The sequence below is a fragment of the Ralstonia sp. 1B3 genome, from assembly GCF_036631435.1.
In genome coordinates this window covers 21,483-36,274 of sequence record NZ_JAPNUG010000007.1, presented here as the reverse complement: position 1 = coordinate 36,274, position 14,792 = coordinate 21,483, and the positions used below count along the sequence as shown (strand labels likewise).

Here is a 14,792-nt window from a genome sequence, read left to right as displayed (position 1 = left end):
ACTGGCTCGTCTGCCATGCATGTCTTGCAGTGAGCCGAAGCGGCTAGGTCGATCCTTCCGCGGGGCAGGTCCCGCAGGCGCGTGTGCCGAAAAGAAAAAACCCCAACCGAGAACGGTTGGGGTTTTGCATTTGGTGGAGCCGGCGGGAATCGAACCCGCGTCCGCAAGCCCTCCACAGAGAGTTCTACATACTTAGTTCTGTCATTTGATTTAACCGCCGCATCGCGGACGAACACGCTCTACGACGGCGATTCACTAAGTTTTCGTCTCTAGGCCCGTGACTCACCTAAAGCTTATCTGACGTAAATGACCTCGCTAGTCTTTCGACCCTAGCCCGTCAGCGAGCCAGTGCGAGGACGGCGGCCCTTAGGCTGCCAGTGCGTAACGTTCGTCGTTAGCAGTTATTGCATTCCCATTGATTAACGAGGTGACGGGTCCTCGGTATGCCCTCACTGCTTCGCAACCCACGTCGAAACCAGGTCGGCCCCAGAGAAGAATAGAATTATCCCACAGATGGGTCACTTCAGCGCGAAATCAACCCGTGTCGTCTTACCTTTGTCCTTGATGCCCTCGGCATTGAGCTTGGGCGCCACCACGAAGAGACGTCCGGGCTCCACACGTTCGGCCAGCGTCACATGAACGGCGTTGGCGCGGCGTTGAGCGAGTTCCCGTAGGTCAGCATCCGTCACCTGCACATTGGTTTCCATCAGCTTTCGCATCTCGTCCGGCGGCAACGATTTGGCAAGCCCGATCACGTTGCGGGGTTTCGGGAACTTGGCGGCTTTGTAGGCGCGTTCAAGGTACTTGGCCTCCTCCTCCGGCTTGACGGTGGTATCTGCCTCGGCAGCATCGCCGGCGTCCTTGAGCTTCTGTTCGCGAATCTGGCGGTTCACGGCTTCCCGGCGCAGGCCGTCGCGGTCAAATTCCGGATCGACGCGACCGACGATGTCGACCTTCAGCGCCGGGCGGTCCTTGAGCGCCGTGGCAAGTTTGTCCAGCTTGGCAACCGATGCCTGGCTGATGTTCGACGTGCCCGGATCGAACTCGATGTAGCCGAGTTCTTCGCCGCCGCTGCCACCAAACGCGCTGGCCAGCAATGAGAAGGGCGCCGTCACGGCGCGCGCGATGAGGTTGACGAATGCACGCAGGATGACGCCGCCGATGCTGAACTGCGGGTCGTCGAGCGAGCCGGACACCGGCACGCGCACGTCGATCTCGCCGCGCGAATTCTTCAGCAGTGCCACCGCCAGCCGCACTGGCAGATTGGTGGCGTCCTTGCTTTCCACGCGGTCGCCGAAGGTGAGTTGGTCGATGAAGATGTGATTGTCAGCGGTCAACTTGCCCTGGTCGAGCAGGTAGTGCAGATCCATCGTCAGCTTGCCCTTGGTGATCGGGTAGCCGGCGTACTTGGCGGAGTAGGGCGTGAGGTTGGTCAGTTCCACGCCGTCGGCCTTGGCCGTCAGGTCCACGAAGGCCGTGGGGGCGAGCGGGTTCACCTTGCCGTGGATGTCCACCGGTGCCGTGCCGTCGACACTGCCCCGCAGCGTCACATCTGCGGGTGTCTGGTTGGCGGCCGTGCTGATCGTGCCGATCGAGCCTCCGATGGCGGTCAAGTTGGCGGTGTAGTTTGGCTTGACGAAGTTGTCGGTGAAGCGAATGTTGCCGTCTTGCAGCGTGATGGCGTCAACGCGCAGGCCGGCGCCGCCGGCTTTGGGCGTGGGGCCGGTGGCTGTGACGGTAACAGCCGATGCAGGGGGCGCAGCCGGGGCCGAAGCCACCACGGGCGCAGCTGCCGGGGCGGAAGCCGCCGCCGATGCAGGCTCGCTTTGGGTCAGCGAGCGCCGCTCCTCGGTCGGCTGCACGCGGATGTCCTGCAGGTTCAGGCGCCCGTTCGGGTTGATGATGACCCGCGCGTAGAACGTCGACAGCGCCACAGCACCCACGCGCACACGCGGCGTGGTGCCGTCGTAGTTGGCCTGGATGCGGTTGAGCGCGAGTGAGCGCCAGCGCAGGAAATCATCCGAACTCACACGGTCTTGTAGGCGCACGTTGCCAAGCGTCGCGTTGCCCTGGTAGTTCACGGTCAGCGCCTTGCCCTGGTTGAGGACGAGGCGCCCGTCCATCGATAGCAGCGCACTCGTAATCGCCGCGTTCAACGACTTGTCCAGATACGGGTCGAAACCCGCCAGCGACAGGTTCTGCGAGTTCACGCGCAGGTCGGCCTTCAGCGGCTGCGGTACCACCTCGCCGCGCACATCGAGCTTGCCCTTCGTACCCAGCCCCGCGCCAATCTGCACGTTGACGGGTTTGCCGAGATCGGTCGACGCGTTTTGCACGACCACATTCAGCGGCTCGACACGCACCTTGACGGGGCGCGAGTTCGATTGGTCTTCAAAGCCGACGGCGCTGTTGTCCAGCTTCAGTGTCTGCACGGTCACTGCCCACGGCTTTTCGGCTGGGGCGTTCGATTTTGCGCCGGACTTGGCAGGCGCCGTCGGCTTGCCTGCCGCGGGGGCGGCCCATCGAGCAGCGTCAACGTGGTCGTGCCGTCCTTCTTGCGCAATGCGTCGATCTGCAGGCCGTCGGCGCGCACTTCGTTCAGTGCGAGGGTGCGGGCGCTCAGGTCGAAGCTCTTTACATCCGCGTGCAGCAGCTTGGCGCGCAACGCGGTGTCCTTGCCCGAGGCGGGCGCCAGCGACAGATCGGCCAGGCTTGCGGTCAGCGGCTCGGCAAGCACGTTGAATTTTTCGGGCCCGAAGTCGAGCGTCACCTTGCCGTCGGCCGACAACGCGCCGTTCTGCAACTGCGGCGCCCCGGCCTGGCGCAGATACGGGCCGATGCCAGCCAGCTTCACGCCTTCCAGCGTCAGCTGCAGCTCGCCGGTGTTCTTCTCCAGCGACGTGTTGCCCTTGACGTTGAGCGTGCCGCCTTGCGCCAGCTTGGCGCCCACATCGACCGTGGTCGGGCCGCCCAACGTGCGCACGCCAATGTCGCCGCGAAGGTCTTCCAGCGTCAGGTCGGCAGCCGGCTGCGTGGTTGCGTCATGCCAATGGACGGTGCTGTTCGCCAGTTGCAGCTTGCTGACCACCACATCCAACGGTTTTGGCTTGGTGGTCGGTGCGGGCTCGGCCTTGGCAGGCTTTGCCTCGGCAGGTGTGGGCTTGCCACCGAGCTGCGCGAAATTGATTGCTCCATCGGCACCACGCGCGGCATCGACGCGCACGCCGTCGAGCGAGAGCCCATCGAGGTGGAATACGTTGTCGAGTGGGCGCACGTCGGCGAGCGTTGCGCGCACCTGTTTGGCGGCCACCAGCGGTGCTTTTCTGGTGTCGATCACTTCCAGGTTGTCGAGGCCGGCGGTGCCATGCACGCGAAGGATCGGGGCACCGATCTTCGGCTTCTGGAACTCGATCGTCAGGTCCGTCGTCAGCTTGCCCTGCAGCACGGCCACCGGCAACGGGCCGGGCACATAGCCGAGGTAGCGGGGTAGATCCAGGCCGTCGATCTTGACGTTGAGGTTCGATTCGAGAGAATCGGCAAACGGCTTGGTCTTGCCGGCGAAATGCAGCGGCGCTCCGTCGATGCGCGCTGCTAGCAGCGGTTGCACGAAGATGTCCACGTCGGCCGGCAGGCTCGCCAGGAAAGGCACGCCGATCTGCAAGCCTTCGATCTTGTGCTGTGTGCCCAGCGGCTGGTCAGCAAAATCGATCGCGCCGTTGGTCAACTGCAGATTGGCGAAGACGAAGCGCGCTGGCTCGTTGGACTTTGGTTTGGGCGGGTTGTCCGGCTGGCTTAGCCTGTCGACGATGTCAGAGAAATTGAAGCGTTGCTCGGCGGTGCGGGCGATACGCACGTGGGGCGCGTCGATGCTGAGTTCTTCGATGACGGGGGCGCGGCGGAAGAGGGAGCTCCACGACGCGTTGACATGCAGATGGCCGACATCGACGAACGGCGTTTTGCCGTCACGCTCGGCAATGTGGAGCTGGTCGACGTCAAGCCGCAGCGTGTATGCGTTGATGCTGACCTTGCCGACCGAAACCGGCCGTTCCAGCAGTTTGCTGAGCTGCGTTTGCGCCAGGTGGCGCAGCAACGGCGGGCCGCCGAAGGCGCCCAGCAGCCCGAACACCACCAGGAAGATCAGCACGCCGATCCCAATGCGCTTGCTCCGTCGCGACGTACCGACCTGCGCCACGCGTTGCCAGCCTGCCGTACCGCGTATGCGATCAAGCCGTGCGCGCCAGCCGTTGGTATTCGATTGCAGATCGGGGTGCGAATCGGGGGAGGTGCTCATGCTGGTGTCGGTCCGGCCACGGCGTGGCCCACTTCGTCAGTCGGTCGACCGCCACGTCCCGATGGGAGGCGGCGGTCCTGAAGGTGCGGCGCCCGGGCATTCACCCGGGCATCGTGGTCAGGCGCGTTGTGATTCGAGCAGCAACGGAATCAGCTCGGACGCGCTGGCAATCAACGCGTCTGCACGCCATTCCACGGGCGATGGCCCATTACCACAATAGCCGTAACTGGCCGCAATGGTAGGCATGCCGGCAGCGCGGCCGGCTTCGATGTCGCGCAGGTCATCGCCCACGTAAACAATCTGCCGAGCGTCGACGCCGATGGATTCGGCCGCATGCAGGAGCGGGGCGGGATGCGGTTTGGCGTGCGGCGTGGTGTCGCCCGCAACGACGCACGCGGGCGGCACCGGGAGCGGCAATTGTGCAACCAGCGGGACCGTCAGACGGCCCGATTTGTTGGTGACGATGCCCCAGGGGATGCCTGCGCGGCCCAGTTCCAGCAGCACCTCGGCCATGCCAGGAAACAGCTGCGTACGCACACAGATTTCTGCCTCGTAATTGGCGAGAAATGCCAATCGTAGCGATTCGAATTCCGCATCGCCCGGCCCAACGCCGAAGGCCACGCCGATCAGCCCCCGGGCGCCATGCGAGGCAACGGGGCGCAGCGCTTCATAGTCCACCGGTTCGAGGCCGCGGTCGGTGCGGACCTTGTTGGCGGCAGCGGCCAGATCGGGCGCCGTGTCGGCAAGCGTGCCGTCCAGGTCGAACAGCACGGCGCCCAACGGATCGGGAAACTGGCGCGCCGTCATGCCTCGGCCGGACGACGCGTCGCCATCAGATAGTTGACGCTGGTGTCACGCGTGAGGGCGTAGCGGTCGGTGATCGGGTTGTATTCCAGCCCGCGCATCTCTTGCGCCTGGAGCCCGGCCCCGCGTACGAACGCGCTCAGCTCTGAAGGACGGATGAACTTGGCGTAATCATGCGTACCACGCGGCAGCATGTTCAGTACGTATTCCGCGCCAATGACGGCCAGCAGATACGCCTTGGCGTTCCGGTGGATGGTCGAGAAAAACACGTATCCGCCCGGCTTTACCAGCGTCGCGCATGCACGCACAACAGAGGCCGGATCGGGCACATGTTCGAGCATCTCCATGCAAGTGACGACATCAAAACTGGCTGGCTCCCGCGCGGCCAGCGCTTCTGCGGCGATCTCCTCGTAATCGACGGTAACACCGGCCTCGAGACCGTGCAGGTCCGCGACACGCAATGCTTTGCGGGACAGATCGATGCCTTTGACGTTGGCCCCGGCACGCGCCATGCTCTCTGAAAGGATGCCGCCGCCGCAGCCGACGTCGAGTACGCGCTTGCCGGCCAGCGGCGCGATGGACTGAATCCAGTCAAGGCGCAATGGGTTGATTTCGTGCAGAGGTTTGAACTCGCTGTTCGGGTCCCACCAGCGGTGAGCGAGTTCGCTGAATTTTTCGAGTTCGCCGGCATCGGCGTTCGCGTGTGTGGTCGTCATGTTGCGCTGCGCCAGGGCGTATCGGCTAGGTGAGGAAATGTACCAAAACCGTGGCCCCGACCAAATCACAGCGTCCGCGAAAAGGTTTCACATTGAAACAGACGTGAACAAACGCGCATGCAATTCCTCAAACTGTCACCTTCGCTCAAAGGAGAGATCAATGAAATCCAAACAGATTCTGATGGGGCTGGGTGTTGCGGGCCTCACGGTACTCGCGGGCTGCGCGGCGCCGGGTTACGGCGGTGGCTACAACGGCGGGTATGGTCAGCAGCCTGCCTATGGTCAGCAACCCGCTTATGGTGGGCAGCCCCAGCAAACGGGCGCGCTTTATGGCCGCGTCGAATCGATCCAACCGATGCAGGCCCCCGCAAATAGCCCGGGCATCTTGGGCACCATCATCGGTGGCGTGGCCGGCGGCATTCTGGGCCACCAAGTGGGTGGCGGTACGGGCAACACCGTTGCAACCATTGGCGGGGCAGCATTGGGTGCCTATGCAGGCAATCAAGTTGAGCAGCGTGCCGGAGCCGGTGGTCAAACCGTCTACCGTATCACCGTGCGCCTCGATGATGGCCGCGTCGCGACCGTCACGCAGCGAAACCCGAACAACCTGCGCGTTGGCGATCGCGCCATGGTGGCTAACGACCAGGCGACACCTTCTTACCAATAAGACGAGCGTCATAAAAAGGGCCAGCGGATTGCCCCAAACAGAAAAAGCGATGGCGCCCCAAATGCGCCATCGCTTTTTTGTTTGCCAGTTTCCGGCGGCCCTCTGAAGGGACGCCCGCCTGATGTATAGACGAAAAAAGCCCAGCTTTCGCTGGGCTTTTTCCCGGTGTGAACCGAATTACTGAGCCTTGCGGGTGCCGACCACTTCGACGTCCACGCGGCGGTTCGGTTGCTGGCAGGCGATTTGTGCCTTGCGCGAACCCTTGCACGACTTCGGATCAACCTTCAGCTGGCGCTTGCCCTTGCCTTCCGTGTAGACACGGTTGGCTTCGATGCCCTTGCTGACCAGGTAGCCCTTGACGGCTTCAGCACGACGGACCGACAGGCGGTCGTTGTACTTGTCCGAGCCGAACGAGTCGGTGTGGCCAACGGCGATCACGACTTCCAGGTTGATGCCCTTCAGCTTCGAGACCAGGTCGTCCAGCTTGGCCTTGCCTTCCGGCTTCAGCACAGCCTTGTCGAAATCGAACAGGGTGTCAGCAGCGAACGTAACCTTCTCGCTCGACACAACCGGAGCAGCCGGAGCAGCCGGGGTAGCCGTCGGAGCAGCAGCCGGAGCCAGAGCGCCGTCGCACTGAGCGTTGGCGGTTGCCGGCGTCCAGAAGCCATTGCGCCAGCACAGTTCGTTCGTGCCGTTCTTCCAGACCCACTCGCTCGTGCCGTTACCCCAGTTGTCGTTGACGGCCTTCTTTTCGTAGGGCACCGACTGAGCGTAAGCGGACGCAGCCATGGCTACCGCAGCTGCAGCGAACGCGAGCTTGGCAAATTTTTTCATATTTCTCCTCTCAGGATGAGATCACCGCAGAAGACTGCGAGCAGATGGGACGAAAACAAGTCATACATTCTTCGGAGTATAACATTCTCGGTGTGGTGAAGGCTCCACTTCGAACAATGTCTGCCTCTTCGCTGGGGGATTGTGCCACAAGCACGCACTCCTAAAAAGCAAATATAAGCGATTCGAACGGGGCGCCATGGCCTTGTGGTGTGTACGCAACAAGGCAGGAAATGGCTCGCAAACCCTTATGGGGATTGGCTCGCCGGTTTTGGCGTCCGTCGCAGGGAACGTGCCCGGGGTTGACGATGCGTCGCTCGCGCGCTGGAGGGGCGGGGGCTTGCGGCATGGTAAAATGTTCTGTTATTCGCGCAACCGCAGCGTCCTGTAGTGCGCATCACTACGCTCACTAGGGACCTCCCACCGTTCGCCCAATGGATCAATTCGCCAAAGAGACACTCCCGGTATCGCTCGAAGAAGAAATGCGCAGCTCGTACCTCGCTTACGCTATGAGCGTGATCGTGGGCCGCGCGCTTCCAGATGTGCGGGATGGTCTCAAGCCGGTGCATCGCCGTGCCTTGTACTCGATGCACGAGCTGAACAACGACTGGAATCGCCCCTATAAGAAGTCTGCTCGTATCGTCGGGGATGTGATCGGTAAGTATCACCCCCACGGCGACACTGCTGTATACGACACCATCGTGCGGATGGCGCAGAACTTTTCCCTGCGCTACATGCTGGTCGACGGCCAGGGGAACTTCGGCTCGGTCGACGGCGACAACGCCGCGGCGATGCGTTACACCGAAATCCGCCTGTCGAAGATTGCCCACGAACTGCTGGCCGACCTCGACAAGGAGACGGTCAATTTCGAGCCGAACTACGACGGTTCCGAGACTGAACCGTCCGTTTTGCCGGCGCGCATTCCCAATTTGCTGATCAACGGTTCGTCCGGGATTGCGGTGGGGATGGCGACGAACATTCCGCCGCACAACCTGAACGAAGTCGTCGATGGCTGCTTGCACTTGCTGCGCAACCCGGAAGCGACGGTCGACGAGCTGATCGAACTGATCCCGGCGCCGGACTTCCCGACGGCGGGCATCATCTACGGCATTTCGGGTGTCCGCGAGGGCTATCGCACCGGCCGCGGCCGCGTGGTGATGCGCGCCAAGACACACTTCGAAGATATCGACCGCGGTCAGCGTCAGGCGATCATCGTCGACGAGCTGCCGTATCAAGTTAACAAGCGCACGCTGCTCGAGCGTATCGCCGAGCTGGTCACCGAAAAGCGGATCGAAGGCATCTCGGACATTCGCGACGAGTCGGACAAGTCGGGCATGCGCGTCGTGATCGAACTCAAGCGCGGCGAGGTGCCGGAGGTTGTGCTCAACAACCTCTATAAGAATACGCAGCTGCAGGATACGTTCGGCATGAACATGGTCGCGCTGGTCGACGGCCAGCCGCGCCTGCTGAACCTGCGCCAGATGCTGGAGTGCTTCCTGCTGCACCGCCGCGAGGTGGTGACGCGTCGCACCGTATTTGATCTGCGCAAGGCGCGAGAGCGTGGCCACATTCTGGAAGGTCTGGCTGTGGCGCTCGCCAACATCGACGAGTTCATCGCCATCATCAAGGCGGCGCCGACCCCGCCGGTCGCAAAGGCCGAGTTGATGAGCCGCAGCTGGGATTCGGGCCTCGTGCGCGACATGCTCGTTCGCGCCGAAAGCGAAACCTCGGGCGGCGGTGCGGCGTATCGCCCGGAAGGGCTGCTGCCCGTGTTTGGTATGCAAGCCGACGGCCTCTACAAGCTGTCGGATACGCAAGCGCAAGAGATTCTGCAGATGCGCCTGCAACGCCTCACCGGGCTGGAGCAGGACAAGATCGTCCAGGAATACCGCGAAGTGATGGCTCAGATCGCCGATCTGTTGGATATCCTGGCGCGGCCCGAGCGCATTACCGCCATCATCGTCGAGGAACTCACCGCTATCCGCGCCGAATTCGGCGACGAGCGTCGTTCGCAGATTGAGCACAATGCGACGGAGTTGGATACAGAAGACCTCATTACGCCGCAGGATCTCGTGGTGACGCTGTCCCACAGCGGCTATATGAAGAGCCAGCCGATTTCCGAATACCGAGCGCAGAAGCGTGGCGGCCGGGGCAAGCAAGCTGCTGCGACGAAGGAAGACGACTGGATCGACACGCTGTTTGTCGCCAACACGCACGATTACATCCTCTGCTTCTCCAACCGCGGCCGTCTGTATTGGCTGAAGGTCTGGGAAGTGCCGCAGGGCAGCCGTAACTCGCGCGGCCGGCCCATTGTCAATATGTTCCCCCTATCGCCGGGCGAGAAGATCAACGTCATCCTGCCGGTGAAGCAGTTCGACGAACAGCACTTCGTGTTCATGGCCACCTCGAAGGGCACGGTCAAGAAGACTGCCCTGACGGAATTCTCGAACCCCCGCAAGGCCGGCATCATCGCGGTGGATCTGGACGAAGGCGATTTCCTGATTGGCGCGGACATTACCGATGGTCAGCATGACGTGATGCTGTTCTCGGACGCAGGCAAGGCGGTGCGCTTCGATGAGAACGACGTGCGCCCGATGGGCCGCCAGGCACGCGGCGTTCGCGGCATGAACCTGGAAGAGAACCAGCAGGTGATCGCCATGCTGGTCGCACCGGCAGAAACCGAAGGCGAAGGTGCCCAGTCGGTGGCCGGTAGTGTGCTGACCGCCACCGAAAACGGCTACGGCAAGCGCACGCCGATCTCCGAGTACACCCGACATGGTCGGGGTACGAAGGGCATGATCGCCATCCAGACCTCCGAGCGTAACGGCAAGGTGGTGGCCGCCGCGCTGGTGGCACCGGAAGACGAAATCATGCTGATCACGACGGGCGGCGTGCTGATCCGTACGCGTGTGGACGAGATTCGCGAAATGGGTCGTGCCACGCAGGGCGTCACGCTCATCTCGGTGGGTGAGGGCAACAAGCTGTCCGGGCTGCAACGTGTGATGGAGTCCGATGCTGAAGGTGCGGATGCTGTTGAAGGCGCCGATGCGGCGGATGCCGCCCCAAGTGCCGATGCACAGTCGGATGACAGCAGCGAGACATAATTAGAAACATCTTTTGCTTGCCGTTAGGCGCAGTTCTGTCATGATGCCGGACCTGTGCGCGGCAGGGGCTCGGAACTTTTGCGTCACACGCCCGGCCTAAACGCAACGCTTATCTCAAGGGAGCAACAATGCACAAGAGTCTCAAACTCAAACATCTGATCGTGGTGGCGGGTTTCGCTCCGCTGTTTGCGTTCGCGCAGGCTGGCGACGCCGACAAGACGGCGGCCATCAAAGAGTTGCTGACGACGATGAACGTCGATGCAGCCATCAAGGGTCAGGGTGAAGTGCTGGCCAACGGCGCAAAGCAGGAAGCCCCGCTGGTGCTGGAGCAGGCACTGGTCGAGAACAAGACTCTGAACGACAAGCAAAAGCAAGCCGCTGTCGACAAGCTCAAGAAGAACGGCGCCGTGCAACGCATGACCGACGGCGCTGGCAAGGACTTCGACACGGAAGCCTTCCGCAAGGACGCGCTGCAAGCCCACTATGACTCGCTGGGCAAGTACTACTCGACCCAGGAAATCAAGGACCTGACCACGTTCCTGAAGACGCCGAGTGGCCAGAAGTTCATGGCTAACCAAGGCAAGGCGATGCAGGAAGTGTGGGGCAACGTGATGCAGAAGTACGGTCCGCAAGTCGGCAAGAAGATGCGCGACATGGCTGACAAGGAAGTTGCCGCTGCTGCGAAGTAATTGACCGGCATAGACAGACGATCGGGACACAATCCCCGTCGGGCTGTCAGTTGGTAGATAATGGCTGTTTGGGTTTGCGCCCAGACAGCCATTTTTCTTTTGCCCTTCGTCCTATGAACCAAGCGGATCGAGCCCTCCAAGCCAGCCAGGCGCGTGTGTACAACTTTTCGGCAGGGCCGGCAGTGCTGCCGCTCGAGGTGCTGGAGCAGGCGAAGGAGGAGATGGTCTCCTGGCACGGCAGCGGCATGAGCGTGATGGAAATGAGCCATCGCGGCCGGGAATTCGAAAGCATTCTGGCGGCAGCGTTCAGCGATTTGCGGCAGCTGGCGGTGCCGGACAATTACGAAATCCTCTTCCTGCAAGGGGGTGCCATCGCCGAAAACGCGATCGTGCCGCTGAACCTGATGCGCCGGCTGTCGGCCGATGCGCCGAAGGCGGATTACGTCGTCACCGGCACGTGGTCGATCAAGTCGCAGCAGGAGGCGCGCAAGTACGGCGAGGTGAACATCGCTGCCACCAGCGAGGCCGAGCGCTTCCACAAGATCCCGGATGTATCGACCTGGAAGCTGTCGTCGGATGCGGCCTACGTGCACCTGTGCACGAACGAAACCATTGTTGGCGTTGAATATCAGGAGACGCCCGATGTCGGCCAGGCGCACGGGCGTGTGGTGGTGTCCGACGTGTCGAGCCACATCCTCTCGCGGCCGATCGACTGGAACGGCTATCAGGTGCTGTACGGCGGCGCGCAGAAAAACATCGGCCCGGCCGGATTGACCATCGCTATCGTCCGCAAGGACCTTCTGGGCCACGCGCATCCGCTGTGCCCGTCGGCATTCAACTGGCGTCTCGTGGCCGAAAACGGTTCCATGTACAACACGCCGCCCACTTACGCCATCTACATCGCCGGGCTCGTGTTCCAGTGGATCAAGCGTCAGGGCGGGGTCGAGGCGCTGGAGACGCGCAACATCATCAAGTCGAAGATGCTCTACGACTTTATCGACGCCAGCAGCTTCTACCGCAACGAAATCCATCCGACGTGCCGGTCGCGCATGAACGTGCCGTTCTTCCTCAACGACGAATCCCGCAACGAGGCCTTCCTCACGCAGGCGCGCGAGCGCGGGTTGGTGCAGCTCAAGGGCCACAAGTCCGTGGGCGGCATGCGGGCGAGCATCTACAACGCGATGCCGCTGGAAGGAGTCGAGGCGCTGGTCGACTTCATGCGTGACTTTGAAAGAGCGTCCGCGTAACGCTGATCCTCGATCACGGCAGAACATTGCGCGAAGCGCCCGCTTCGCGCGGCAATTTGCAATCCGTTGCCGAACCCGATTCCTACAATGACCAGTCAGTCAGACGATACGAAGCAAAACAAGGACGCCGCATTGGCGGCGGAGCTTGCGCCGTTGCGCACGCAGATCGACGCCATCGACAACCAGCTGCTTGCCCTGCTTTCCGACCGCGCCAAGGTGGCGCAGGAAGTGGGCGAAGTGAAGAAGCGCTATTCGTCGCCGGCGTTTCGGCCGGATCGCGAACTGCAGGTCATTCGCAAGATGCAGTCGGGCAATCCGGGGCCGCTGCACGACGAGAGCATCGCCGCCATCTGGCGTGAGGTGATGTCGGCGTGTCGCGGCCTGGAACAGGCGCTGCGCATCGGTTACCTCGGCCCCGCAGGCACGTTTTCGGAGCAGGCGGTGATCGCGCATTTCGGCCACGAAATCCAGCCGATGCCGTGCCCGAGCATCGATGAAGTGTTTCGTGCCGCCGAGTCCGGCACGGTCGATTGCGGCGTGGTGCCGGTCGAAAATTCGACGGAAGGCGTGGTGTCGCGCACGCTTGATCTGTTCTTGCAGACGTCGCTGAAGATCAGCGGCGAGATTGCGCTGCGGGTGCATCACAACCTGCTGCACAAGACGGGCGACATGTCGCAGGTGAAGGTGGTGCGTGCGCATGCGCAGGCGCTGGCGCAGTGTCAACGGTGGTTGAACACGAACTATCCGAACCTGCCGCGCGAGGCAGTGTCGAGCAACGCCGAGGCTGCGCGCATGGCTGGCGAGGACGAAACGGTGGCCGCGCTGGCAAGCGTGCAGGCGGCCAACCGCTACGGGCTGCACGTGGTGCGTGCCAATGTGGAAGACGATCCGCACAACCGCACGCGCTTTGTCGTGATTGGCAATTACGAGACGGAGCCGAGCGGGCGTGATCAGACGTCGTTGATTTTGTCGGTGCCGAACGAGGCCGGTGCCGTCTACAAGTTGCTGGCCCCGTTGGCCGAGAACGGCGTGTCGATGTGCCGTTTCGAGTCGCGCCCGGCGCGCAGCGGCGCCTGGGAGTACTACTTCTACGTCGACGTGGAAGGCCATCAGCGCGACCCGCAAGTAGCGCGCGCGCTGGAAAAGCTGCGTCATGACGCAGCGTATTTCAAAGTGTTGGGGTCCTATCCCTCGGCACATTGAGGGATTCAAGGCGCTCTGCACGGGCAGAGCGTCGATAACGGAGGAGCACCCCATGTCTTTGCAGTTCGGCCCCGAGTATGTCCGCGCCATTGCCCCTTATGTGGCCGGCAAGCCGATTTCCGAAGTGGCACGCGAGTTCGGCCTGGATGCCGCGCGCATCGTCAAGCTCGCGTCCAACGAAAACCCGCTGGGCATGCCGCAGTCAGCCAAGAGCGCGATGGCTGCGGCCATTGACGAACTGGCGCGCTATCCGGATGCCAACGGTTTCAGCCTGAAAGCCGCGCTGCATGCGAAGTTTGGCGTGCCGGAAACATGGATCACGCTCGGCAACGGCAGCAATGACATCCTCGAATTGGCAGCTCGCGCGTTGGTGTCGCCGGGGCAGGCTGTGATTTACGCGCAGCACTCGTTTGCCGTGTATGCGTTGGCAGCGCAGGAGGTGGGCGCGCGAGCCATCGAGGTTCCGGCGCGCGATTACGGCCACGACCTCGACGCGATGGCCGCTGCGATCACGCCGGACACGCGTCTGATCTACATCGCCAATCCGAACAATCCGACTGGCACGTTCCTGTCGGCAAGTGAAATTGCGGCGTTCCTGGCCAAGGTGCCGCCGACGGTCGTCGTCGTGCTGGACGAGGCGTACAACGAATTCCTGAACCCGGAGCAGCAGTACGACTCCGTTGCGTGGGTCCGCCAATACCCGAACCTGCTGGTGTCGCGCACGTTCTCCAAGGCGTACGGGCTGGCCGGCTTGCGTGTGGGCTACGGCATTGCGCAACCGCAGTTGACCGATCTGCTCAACCGGATTCGCCAGCCGTTCAACGTCAACAGCCTGGCGCAAGCAGCGGCGGTGGCGGCGCTCAACGACGCGGAATTCCTGCGCCAATCGGCCGAACTGAACGCTGCCGGTTACGTGCAGCTGACGGACGCGTTCGATCGTCTCGGCCTGCAGTACGTGCCGTCATCAGGCAATTTTGTCCTGGTGCGCGTGGGTGATGACACGAGCGCCGGTGCGCGCGTGAACGTTGCATTGCTCAAGCAAGGGGTGATCGTGCGTCCGGTCGGCAACTACGGCTTGCCGCAATGGCTGCGCATCAGCATCGGCTTGCCGGAAGAGAACGCCACATTCATCGCCGCCCTGGAGGCAGCGCTGGCGCAGGAAAAAGCGGCCGCGTAGCTTCCGTCGCAACCGCCGTGGCGCCCCGTTTCAGGCATCGGGCGCCGCGCACATCGGGCTACA

General features: G+C 62.5%; 10 protein-coding genes, 1 other RNA gene and 1 pseudogene. 6 read left to right on the top strand and 6 right to left on the bottom strand.

The genetic code is table 11. The features are described from left to right. Positions 1-131 precede the first annotated feature (131 nt). The 5 genes and pseudogenes from ssrA to ubiG all read right to left on the bottom strand — a co-directional run bounded on the left by ssrA (position 132) and on the right by ubiG (position 5,811). Positions 132-488: a transfer-messenger RNA gene (ssrA, locus tag OWR21_RS01690) on the bottom strand. Between the two features lie 30 nt (positions 489-518). Continuing rightward, the gene (locus OWR21_RS12535) at positions 519-2,564 is read right to left on the bottom strand and encodes a DUF748 domain-containing protein (protein ID WP_442968589.1); all 2,046 of its coding nucleotides are present in this window, start codon (positions 2,562-2,564) and stop codon (positions 519-521) included. A 54-nt stretch (positions 2,565-2,618) separates the two neighbouring features. After that, a pseudogene (locus OWR21_RS12530) lies at positions 2,619-4,291 on the bottom strand (AsmA family protein); the annotation flags it as partial. Between the two features lie 117 nt (positions 4,292-4,408). Continuing rightward, positions 4,409-5,098 carry an HAD-IA family hydrolase gene (locus OWR21_RS01680; RefSeq protein ID WP_316874163.1) on the bottom strand — a complete coding sequence of 230 codons (690 nt, stop codon included), beginning with the start codon at positions 5,096-5,098 and terminating at the stop codon, positions 4,409-4,411. Continuing rightward, positions 5,095-5,811 (bottom strand): bifunctional 2-polyprenyl-6-hydroxyphenol methylase/3-demethylubiquinol 3-O-methyltransferase UbiG, encoded by a 717-nt coding sequence (ubiG, locus tag OWR21_RS01675; RefSeq protein WP_332394463.1) that lies wholly within the window; start codon positions 5,809-5,811, stop codon positions 5,095-5,097. Before ubiG ends, OWR21_RS01680 begins: the two co-directional genes overlap by 4 nt. A 160-nt stretch (positions 5,812-5,971) precedes the next feature. Between ubiG and OWR21_RS01670 the strand changes: the two genes are divergently transcribed. Further along, positions 5,972-6,478 (top strand): glycine zipper 2TM domain-containing protein, encoded by a 507-nt coding sequence (locus tag OWR21_RS01670; protein ID WP_147218109.1) that lies wholly within the window; start codon positions 5,972-5,974, stop codon positions 6,476-6,478. Positions 6,479-6,655: 177 nt separating this feature from the next. Here OWR21_RS01670 and ompA read toward each other — a convergent pair whose 3' ends face one another. Then, on the bottom strand, positions 6,656-7,312 hold the full coding sequence (gene ompA, locus OWR21_RS01665; protein ID WP_147218106.1) for an outer membrane protein OmpA: 657 nt from the start codon (positions 7,310-7,312) through the stop codon (positions 6,656-6,658). A 431-nt stretch (positions 7,313-7,743) separates the two neighbouring features. Between ompA and gyrA the strand changes: the two genes are divergently transcribed. From gyrA to hisC, 5 genes are all read left to right on the top strand, one after another. After that, positions 7,744-10,413: a DNA gyrase subunit A gene (gene gyrA, locus OWR21_RS01660; RefSeq protein ID WP_332394452.1), complete on the top strand. Its 2,670-nt coding sequence runs from the start codon at positions 7,744-7,746 to the stop codon at positions 10,411-10,413. A 128-nt stretch (positions 10,414-10,541) separates the two neighbouring features. Next, positions 10,542-11,102 (top strand): DUF2059 domain-containing protein, encoded by a 561-nt coding sequence (locus OWR21_RS01655; protein WP_232042285.1) that lies wholly within the window; start codon positions 10,542-10,544, stop codon positions 11,100-11,102. 113 nt (positions 11,103-11,215) lie between these two features. Beyond that, positions 11,216-12,349, top strand: coding sequence for a 3-phosphoserine/phosphohydroxythreonine transaminase (gene serC / locus OWR21_RS01650; RefSeq protein ID WP_332394451.1), 1,134 nt, complete (start codon positions 11,216-11,218; stop codon positions 12,347-12,349). A gap of 87 nt (positions 12,350-12,436) precedes the next feature. Further along, a complete protein-coding gene (gene pheA, locus OWR21_RS01645) occupies positions 12,437-13,552 on the top strand; it encodes a prephenate dehydratase (RefSeq protein WP_027677882.1) in 1,116 nt (371 codons plus the stop codon). A gap of 52 nt (positions 13,553-13,604) precedes the next feature. Then, complete coding sequence (gene hisC, locus OWR21_RS01640; protein WP_332394450.1) at positions 13,605-14,729, top strand: histidinol-phosphate transaminase; 1,125 nt, start codon at positions 13,605-13,607, stop codon at positions 14,727-14,729. Positions 14,730-14,792 lie beyond the last annotated feature (63 nt).